Origin of the sequence: Polaribacter sp. (genome assembly GCF_039939415.1) — a bacterium.
Lineage (GTDB): Bacteria > Bacteroidota > Bacteroidia > Flavobacteriales > Flavobacteriaceae > Polaribacter.
In genome coordinates this window covers 82,967-92,202 of the sequence record NZ_JBDVJE010000055.1, presented here as the reverse complement: position 1 = coordinate 92,202, position 9,236 = coordinate 82,967, and the positions used below count along the sequence as shown (strand labels likewise).

The following is a 9,236-nucleotide window of genomic DNA, read 5'->3' as shown; positions in this document are numbered from 1 at the left end:
AAGATAAATAAAAAGATATCGCAGAAAGCCTGACCTTTTTTTAAAAAAAACAAAACCCTTTCAGGTTCTGTAACTACATACACAATGAAACATTCAAAAAAAAATTGCAATAAAAAAAGGGAACACTCGAAAAATATTAATAATTAATAAGTACATATATATATTGTGTGAAATATTGTTTTCTAATATCTTTGCATCCACAAATATTATACATTAAATGATTAAAATTACATTACCTGACGGAACTACTAAAGAGTTTGCCAAAAATAGCACTCCAATGGATGTTGCAAAAAGTATTAGTGAAGGGTTTGCTAGAAACGTAATATCAGCCAACTTTAACAAAACAACAGTTGAGACAACAACCCCTTTAACCACAGATGGTTCTTTAATTTTATATACATTCAATGATAAGCCCGGAAAAAAAGCTTTCTGGCATTCTTCTGCCCATGTATTAGCAGAAGCTATCTTAAGTTTTTATCCAAAAGCTAAACTAACTATTGGTCCTGCAATTGAGAATGGTTTTTATTACGATATAGATTTAGGTAATGACGTTATTTCTGACAAAGACTTTAAACAAATAGAAACAAAGTTTCTAGAAATTGCTCGAGGAAAACATCAATTTTCTTTACGTTCAGTCTCTAAAGCAGACGCTTTGTCTTTTTATAAAGCAGAAAACAATGAATATAAAGTTGAGTTAATTGAAAACTTAACAGATGGAGATATTACTTTTTGCGATCATAGTAATTTTACTGATTTATGTAGAGGAGGACACATCCCAAATACAGGAATTATAAAAGCTATTAAAGTAATGAGTGTTGCTGGAGCTTATTGGCGTGGAGACGAAAAAAATAATCAATTAACTCGTGTTTATGGAATAAGCTTTCCAAAACAAAAAATGTTAACTGAATATTTAGCAATACTAGAAGAAGCTAAAAAACGTGACCATAGAAAACTTGGGAAAGAATTAGAACTTTTTACTTTCTCTCAAAAAGTTGGAGCTGGTTTGCCTTTATGGCTTCCTAAAGGAGCTGCTTTGCGTAATCGTTTACAAGATTTCTTAAAAGTAGCTCAAAAGAAAGCTGGTTACGAAGAAGTAATGACGCCACATATTGGTCAAAAAGAACTATATGTTACCTCTGGTCATTATGCTAAATATGGTGAAGATAGTTTTCAACCAATAAAAACACCCAAAATGGATGAAGAGTTTTTATTGAAACCAATGAACTGCCCTCACCATTGTGAAGTATTTAACTTTAAACCATACTCTTATAAAGATTTACCAAAACGTTTTGCAGAATTTGGTACTGTATATAGATATGAACAAAGTGGAGAATTACATGGATTAACTCGTGTTAGAGGTTTTACGCAAGATGATGCTCATATTTTCTGTACTCCAGAACAATTAGACCAAGAATTTAAAGATGTTATTGATTTAGTATTATATGTTTTTGGATCTTTAGGTTTTGAAGATTTTACTGCTCAGGTTTCTATTAGAGATAAAAGCAATCCAGATAAATACATAGGAGATACTAAAACTTGGGAAATTGCAGAACAAGCAATTATAAATGCAGCAACTGACAAAGGTTTAGATTTTGTTATTGAAGAAGGTGAAGCTGCTTTTTACGGACCTAAATTAGACTTTATGGTAAAAGATGCTTTAGGAAGAAGTTGGCAACTTGGAACAATACAAGTAGATTATAATTTACCAAAACGTTTCGATTTAACCTATAAAGGTTCAGACAATCAATTACACAGACCTGTAATGATTCATAGAGCTCCATTTGGTTCTATGGAGCGTTTTATTGCTGTATTACTAGAACATACAGGAGGAAACTTCCCTCTTTGGCTAACTCCAGATCAAGTTATCTTATTGCCAATCAGTGATAAATATCAAAAATATTCAGAAAAAGTTTTAGAATCGTTAGAAAATTCCGAAATTCGCGCCCTCGTAGACAACCGAAGTGAAAAAACTGGTCGTAAGATTAGAGATGCAGAAGTTAGTAAAATACCATTTATGGTTATTGTAGGTGAGAAAGAAGAGCAAGATGGCACAGTTTCTGTAAGAAAACATGGAGAAGGTGATATTGGTACATTTACAATTGAAGAATTTATTTCTTTAATTAAAACAGAAGAAAATAAAACATTGAAGAAATTTTAATTATTTTTGAATTTCATCAGATAAAATAAAAGGTTGGAAAACAACTAATAAGTTAAACTTAAAATTTATAAGTCATAGCAATTCGTAGAAGCAGGTCAAGAAGACCATTAAGAGTAATCAAAGAAGATCAACATAGAATTAATGAGAAAATAAGATATGTTGACGAAGTTCGTCTTGTAGGCGAAAATGTAGAAGTTGGTGTATATCCTTTGGCTAAAGCTAGAGAATTGGCCAGAGAACAAGAATTGGATTTGGTAGAAATTTCACCAAAAGCAAAACCACCAGTTTGTAAAATTATTGATTACAAGAAATTCTTGTATGAGCAAAAGAAACGTGAAAAAGCTTTAAAATCTAAGGCAACTAAGGTTACTATTAAAGAAATTCGTTTTGGACCTCAAACAGATGAGCATGATTATGAGTTTAAAAAGAAGCATGCTATTAAGTTCTTACAAGATGGAGCTAAGTTAAAAGCATTTGTATTCTTTAAAGGACGTTCTATTATATTTAAAGAACAAGGACAAATTTTATTATTAAAATTAGCCCAAGAATTAGAAGAATATGGTAAAGTTGAGCAATTACCAAAATTAGAAGGTAAACGTATGATTATGTTTATTGCTCCCAAAAAAGTAAAATAAAAAACAAGTTTTTAAAGTATAAAGTTCTTAAAGTTTAAAAGTAGTTATTGAATGCAACTTTTAAAATTTATAAACTTTCTTACTTTTTAACTAACAATATTAAGCAAGTTAAAAACGAAGGAGAGATGCCTAAAATGAAAACAAAATCTAGCGCCAAAAAACGATTTAAAGTTACTGGTACTGGAAAATTAAAAAGAAAGCACGCGTTTAAAAGTCACATCTTAACAAAGAAGTCTAAAAAACGTAAATTAAAGTTAACTCATGATGGTTTAGTACATAAATCTGACGAGGCTAACATTAAGCAACAATTAAACTTAAAATAAGTTTAACTAGGGAATTTAATTATTAACCATGGAGTTAGGCAAAATATAAAAAGTATTCTTAATTGAATCGCCTACTACAAAAAACATTGAAATTATGCCAAGATCAGTAAATTCAGTAGCCTCAAGAAAAAGAAGAAAAAAAATCTTGAAGGCAGCAAAAGGTTACTTCGGACGTAGAAAAAACGTTTATACAGTAGCAAAAAATGCGGTTGAAAAAGGAATGCTTTATGCATATCGTGACCGTAAAAACAATAAGAGAAACTTTCGTTCATTATGGATTGTACGTATTAACGCTGCAGCCCGTTTAAACGGAATGTCTTACTCTCAGTTTATGGGAAAAGTAAAAGCTAATAACATCGAATTAAACCGTAAGGTTTTAGCTGATTTAGCTGTAAACAACCCAGAAGCTTTTAAGGCAGTTGTAGAGAAAATAAAATAAATAATAATACTTGCTTATATTTAAAAACCCAAACATTTTGTTTGGGTTTTTTTATTACTTTTATGTTCTAAAACCTCTGTAAAAAACTTAAAAATGAAATTACACCTTTTTTCTTTACTTCTTTTATCTATTTCTTTTTCTACATATTCTCAAGAAACTACAGAAAGCTCAAACAGTTTAGAAAACCAGTTTGATAATATCTATAGAACCTCTTCATCATACCAAGTATACAAAGTAATAAGTAAAGAACGTTTTCAGCAATTAAAACTAAATGTTCTTGACTCTATTAAGTCTTCTAAAGAAAATATTATCACTAAAAACAATCAGCTTTTAAAAGAAAAAAATAAAATAGAAGAAAATAAAGTTTTACTCAATAACACTAAATTAGCTTTAGAAAAAGTGTTAAAAAGTGAAGACTCTATTTCTTTTTTAGGTCTTCAACTAAATAAAACCACTTATAATATTTCTCTTTGGAGTATTATTAGTGTGCTTTTTTTAGCCTTAGCATATTTTATATTTAAATTTTACAGAAGTAACATTTTAACAAAAGAAGCACAAAGTGTTTTAATTGATGTAGAGCACGAATTTGACAAACATCGAAAAAAATCATTAGAAAGAGAACAAAAGTTGAGAAGGCAGCTTCAAGATGAAATTAACAAACAAAGGAATACATAAAAAAAACCTTGTTAATCATTAAATTCCACTAATATCATAACAATAATCCATTTTAATTAAACTTGTGGAAATAATTTAAATCCTCTTTATTAATAAATATAATTTTTGTAATTTTAATAACGAAATTAAAAATTATATTTTGGACATATTACATGTTAGTGCTGAGTGTTACCCTATAGCTAAAGTTGGCGGTTTAGCAGACGTAGTGGGTGCTTTACCTATATATCAAAAAAAATTAAATACAAGTAGTAATGTTGTAATGCCTTTTTACAATAATGCCTTCACAAAAAAAAATAGTTTTGATCAGGTTCATGAAGGCACATTAGAATTAGGTAAAGAACCTTTTAAATTTAAAGTTTTAAGACTTAAAAAAAACACACTTAATTTTGATTTATATTGTATAGATATTCCTGAATTTGTTTTCACAGATTATGTATATTCTACAAATGATACAGAACGTTTTTTAGTATTTCAAATTGCGGTTTTAGATTGGATTTTATCATTTGAAACTAAACCAGATATTATTCATGTGCATGATCATCATACAGGGTTAATTCCATTTATGGCTTCACAATGTTATAAATATGAATCCCTAAAATTCATACCAACAGTATTTACAATTCACAATGCACAATATCAAGGTTGGTTTTCACATAGAAAAGTATATTTAATTCCCGAATTTGATTTTAGAAAAGTTGGTTTATTAGATTGGGCAGGTTCAATAAATCCATTAGCTGCAGCTATAAAATGTGCTTGGAAAGTTACAACTGTTTCCCCTTCTTATATGGAAGAGTTAAAACTTAATGCAAATGGATTAGAAAGCCTTTTAGAACATGAAAGCGATAAATGTGTTGGAGTTTTAAACGGAATTGACTCGAATGTGTGGAATCCAGAAACTGATAATTACATTGTTAAAAACTATGACAAAGTAACTGTAATAGCAGGTAAAAAAGCTAACAAAAAATATCTTTGTAAAGAATTTAACTTAGACGAAACTAAACCCCTTTTTGCTTTTATAGGAAGATTAGTTGAGGAAAAAGGATCTGATTTATTTCCTGAAATATTTAAAAAAGCATTAGAAGAAAATGATATTTCTATTCTATTATTAGGTTCTGGAAATAAAGATATTGAAGAAGAGCTAAAAGCGCTACAAGAAGAAAAAAATTATAATTCTTTTATTGGGTATGATGAAAAATTATCACATATAATATATGCTGGGGCAGATTTCTTATTAATGCCTTCTCGGGTAGAACCTTGTGGTTTAAACCAAATGTATTCTTTACGTTACGGAACAACTCCTGTAGTTAATGAAATAGGAGGCTTAAAAGACACTGTAATTGATATAGATAAAAATGGTTTTGGTATTTCTCATAATGGAGTAACAGTAGAGAAAGTAACCGAAGCAATTACAAGAGCTTCTAATTTTTATGAAAATAAAAAGGCATATTTAGAAAACTCAAAAAAAATAATGTCAATAGATCATTCTTGGAATAATTCTGCCCAAGAGTATATAAACTTATATCAATCTTTAAAAAAATAACTTATGAATGACAATAGTGTACTCTCAATTATCTTAGGAGGTGGTCAAGGTTCTAGATTATATCCCTTAACAGCTAACAGGTCAAAACCAGCTGTTCCTATTGCAGGAAAATATAGGTTGGTAGATATTCCAATTTCTAATTGTATCAATTCAAGTATCAAGAGAATGTATGTGTTAACTCAGTTTAATTCTGCTTCTTTAAACCAACATATTAAAAACACCTACCATTTTAGTTTTTTTAGTCATGCATTTGTAGATGTTTTAGCAGCTGAACAAACAATAAAAAGTGATAAATGGTTTCAAGGAACTGCAGATGCTGTAAGACAAAGTATGCACCACTTTTTGGCAAATGATTTTGAATACGCTTTAATTCTTTCTGGAGACCAACTTTATAATATGGATTTTCAAGAAATGATTAAAAAACATAAAGAAAGTAATGCCGAAATTTCTATTGCAACATACCCGGTAAATGCAAAAGACGCTACTGGATTTGGTTTATTAAAAACAGATTCTAAAAATATAATTACCTCTTTTATTGAAAAACCAGAAGAAGAGTTATTACCAGATTGGACTTCTGATGTTAGTGATGAAATGAAAAAAGAAGGCAGAAATTATTTAGCTTCTATGGGAATCTATATTTTTAATAGAGACCTCTTAGTTAAATTAATGGAAAATCCAGATACTATTGATTTCGGAAAAGAAATTATTCCTCAATCAATTCACAAACATAAAACTTTAAGTTATCAATACGAAGGGTATTGGACAGACATTGGTACAATAGAGTCTTTCTACGAAGCTAATTTAGGTTTAACTGATGATATTCCAGAGTTTAATTTATATGATGAGAATAGAATTTATACAAGAGCAAGAATTTTACCAACATCAAAATTTTCTAACACTATTGTAAACAAATCTGTAATTGCTGATGGTTGTATTATTCAAGCTGAAAAAATTGAAGGAAGTGTAATAGGAGTTAGATCTAGAATAGGTAAAGACACTATAGTTACCAACACATATATGATGGGTAATGATAGTTATGAATCATTAAAAGAGATTGAAACTAAAAATATTGAAAATCTTTTAGGTATTGGTAGTAGGTGTAGTATAAACCGTTGTATTCTCGACAAAAACTGTAGAATTGGAGACGATGTTATAATTAATGGTGGTAATCATTTAGAAGATAAAGAAACAGACAGTTATTTAATAAAAGATGGTATCGTTGTTATTAAAAAAGGTGCTACAATTCCAAAAGGAACCAAAATTCAATAGTTTTTACTCTAAAAAATATAAATGTCAAAAGTTATAGCTCATAGTTTATTTTCAGAGTTTGATATCAGCCTTTTTCAATCTGGGAAACATTATCGTTTGTACGAAAAATTTGGGTCACATATTACAACTGTAAATGGTATAGAAGGCACTTATTTTGCAGTTTGGGCTCCAAGCGCAAAATCTGTTGCTGTAATAGGCGATTTTAATTATTGGCAAGAAAAAGACCATCAATTAAATGTTCGTTGGGACGGTAGTGGTATTTGGGAAGGATTTATTCCTAATATTGGTAAAGGTAATATCTATAAGTATAAAATAGAAAACTCTAACAACAATGTTATCACAGAAAAAGCAGATCCTTTTGCAAGAAGATGTGAACACCCTCCAAAAACGGCTTCAGAAGTTTGGGAAGATGATTATGCTTGGCAAGATAAAAAATGGATGAAAAACAGAAAGAAAAACAATGCACTTGATGCACCTTTTTCTGTTTATGAAGTTCATTTAGGTTCTTGGAAAAAACATGTTGAAGAAGACAGATTTTTAAGTTATAGAGAGTTAGCAGATGAATTGGTAGATTATGTTGATGAAATGAATTTTACTCATGTAGAATTTATGCCAATTATGGAATACCCATATGATCCTAGTTGGGGTTATCAATTAACGGGATATTTTGCGCCTACTTCTCGTTTTGGATATCCAGATGAATTTAAATATTTAGTAGATAAATTTCATGAAAAAGGAATTGGAGTCTTATTAGATTGGGTTCCTTCTCACTTTCCTTCAGACGATCATGGATTAGGTTATTTTGATGGATCTCATCTTTATGAACACCCAGACAGCAGAAAAGGATATCATCAAGATTGGAAAAGTTTAATATTTAACTACGGAAGAAATGAAATAAAAGCATTTTTAATCAGTAATGCAATTTTTTGGTTAGATCAATATCATGCGGATGGATTAAGAGTAGATGCTGTAGCATCCATGTTATTTTTAGATTATTCTAGAGAAGATGGGCAATGGGAACCAAATATGTTTGGAGGTAATGAATATTTAGAAGCTATTGATTTTATTAAAGAAATGAATATTGCTGTTTATAAATCTTTTCCAGATGTACAAACAATTGCAGAAGAATCTACCTCATTCCCAAAAGTATCTAGACCAATTTATGATGGAGGTTTAGGGTTTGGTATGAAATGGATGATGGGATGGATGCATGATACTTTAGAATATTTTTCTAAAGAACCCATATATAGAAAACATCATCAAAATGATTTAACGTTTAGTTTAAATTATGCCTTTACAGAAAACTTTATGCTGCCATTGTCTCATGATGAAGTAGTTTATGGTAAAAAAGCAATCGTAGATAAAATGCCTGGTGATGAATGGCAAAAATTTGGAAATTTACGTTTACTCTATAGTTTTATGTATACGCATCCAGGTACAAAACTTCTTTTTCAAGGTGGAGAATTTGGACAAACTAGTGAATGGAATTTTCAAAAAAGTTTAGATTGGCATTTATTAAACTATGACGTACATAAAGGAACTCAAACTTTAGTAAAAGATTTAAATAAATTATATAAAAAAGAACCAGCCTTACATCAAAAACAATTTTCTCATGAAGGTTTTGAATGGATAGATCATGGAGATCATCAAAATTCTGTAATGACTTATATAAGAAAAGGTAATGATGAAAAAGAAAATGTTATTGTCATTTTAAATTTAACTCCTGTTCCTCGAGAAAAATATAGAATTGGATTACCCAAAAAAGGAACTCTAAAACAACTATTTAATAGTGATGTCAAAAAATATACTGGAACTGGCAACTATAAAAATTTAAAGTTAAAATCTTCAAATATTGAATGGAATGGTAGAGAAAATTCAATAGAATTAAACTTACCTCCATTAGGAATGTTAGTCTTCAAGTACAAATAAAAAAAAATCCTTCTTTTGTATAAATTGTAATATTTTAATAAAAAAGAGGGATTATTTTTTTATACTTCTCAAAATAACAAAACATTATTATGAGTTTAAAAATTCTTTTCAAAATTTTAAAATGATTTCTTATTACGCTAATTTTTAAATAAATAAGCAATATTTTTGTTAATAAAATAGACTAAAACGTTATCATTAAAAAAGGGAATTATAATTATTTTTTATATAAACTTTTACGATTTTTACATGTCAAAATAAACAACAATAA

Annotated in this window: 8 protein-coding genes; all 8 read left to right on the top strand. The window is 29.0% G+C overall.

The window, feature by feature from the left end:
• The first annotated feature begins 217 nt into the window (after positions 1-217).
• The 8 genes from thrS to glgB all read left to right on the top strand — a co-directional run bounded on the left by thrS (position 218) and on the right by glgB (position 8,968).
• Positions 218-2,158 carry a threonine--tRNA ligase gene (gene thrS / locus ABJG40_RS09545; RefSeq protein ID WP_348024360.1) on the top strand — a complete coding sequence of 647 codons (1,941 nt, stop codon included), beginning with the start codon at positions 218-220 and terminating at the stop codon, positions 2,156-2,158.
• Between the two features lie 116 nt (positions 2,159-2,274).
• The gene (gene infC / locus ABJG40_RS09540; RefSeq protein ID WP_348024361.1) at positions 2,275-2,793 is read left to right on the top strand and encodes a translation initiation factor IF-3; all 519 of its coding nucleotides are present in this window, start codon (positions 2,275-2,277) and stop codon (positions 2,791-2,793) included.
• Between the two features lie 125 nt (positions 2,794-2,918).
• On the top strand, positions 2,919-3,116 hold the full coding sequence (gene rpmI / locus ABJG40_RS09535) for a 50S ribosomal protein L35 (RefSeq protein WP_249983077.1): 198 nt from the start codon (positions 2,919-2,921) through the stop codon (positions 3,114-3,116).
• A gap of 94 nt (positions 3,117-3,210) precedes the next feature.
• A complete protein-coding gene (gene rplT, locus ABJG40_RS09530) occupies positions 3,211-3,555 on the top strand; it encodes a 50S ribosomal protein L20 (RefSeq protein WP_348024359.1) in 345 nt (114 codons plus the stop codon).
• Between the two features lie 93 nt (positions 3,556-3,648).
• Positions 3,649-4,230, top strand: coding sequence for a hypothetical protein (locus tag ABJG40_RS09525; RefSeq protein WP_348024358.1), 582 nt, complete (start codon positions 3,649-3,651; stop codon positions 4,228-4,230).
• Positions 4,231-4,369: 139 nt separating this feature from the next.
• A complete protein-coding gene (locus ABJG40_RS09520; RefSeq protein WP_348024357.1) occupies positions 4,370-5,770 on the top strand; it encodes a glycogen/starch synthase in 1,401 nt (466 codons plus the stop codon).
• A gap of 3 nt (positions 5,771-5,773) precedes the next feature.
• Complete coding sequence (locus ABJG40_RS09515; RefSeq protein ID WP_348024356.1) at positions 5,774-7,039, top strand: glucose-1-phosphate adenylyltransferase; 1,266 nt, start codon at positions 5,774-5,776, stop codon at positions 7,037-7,039.
• A gap of 21 nt (positions 7,040-7,060) precedes the next feature.
• On the top strand, positions 7,061-8,968 hold the full coding sequence (glgB, locus tag ABJG40_RS09510) for a 1,4-alpha-glucan branching protein GlgB (protein ID WP_348024355.1): 1,908 nt from the start codon (positions 7,061-7,063) through the stop codon (positions 8,966-8,968).
• Positions 8,969-9,236: the final 268 nt, after the last annotated feature.

Bases quoted from the DNA above. Each gene is read 5' to 3' on its own strand.
- thrS (WP_348024360.1), top strand. From the start codon at position 218: ATGATTAAAATTACATTACCTGACGGAACTACTAAAGAGTTTGCCAAA.
- rpmI (WP_249983077.1), top strand. From the start codon at position 2,919: ATGCCTAAAATGAAAACAAAATCTAGCGCCAAAAAACGATTTAAAGTT.
- rplT (WP_348024359.1), top strand. From the start codon at position 3,211: ATGCCAAGATCAGTAAATTCAGTAGCCTCAAGAAAAAGAAGAAAAAAA.
- ABJG40_RS09525 (WP_348024358.1), top strand. From the start codon at position 3,649: ATGAAATTACACCTTTTTTCTTTACTTCTTTTATCTATTTCTTTTTCT.
- ABJG40_RS09515 (WP_348024356.1), top strand. From the start codon at position 5,774: ATGAATGACAATAGTGTACTCTCAATTATCTTAGGAGGTGGTCAAGGT.
- glgB (WP_348024355.1), top strand. From the start codon at position 7,061: ATGTCAAAAGTTATAGCTCATAGTTTATTTTCAGAGTTTGATATCAGC.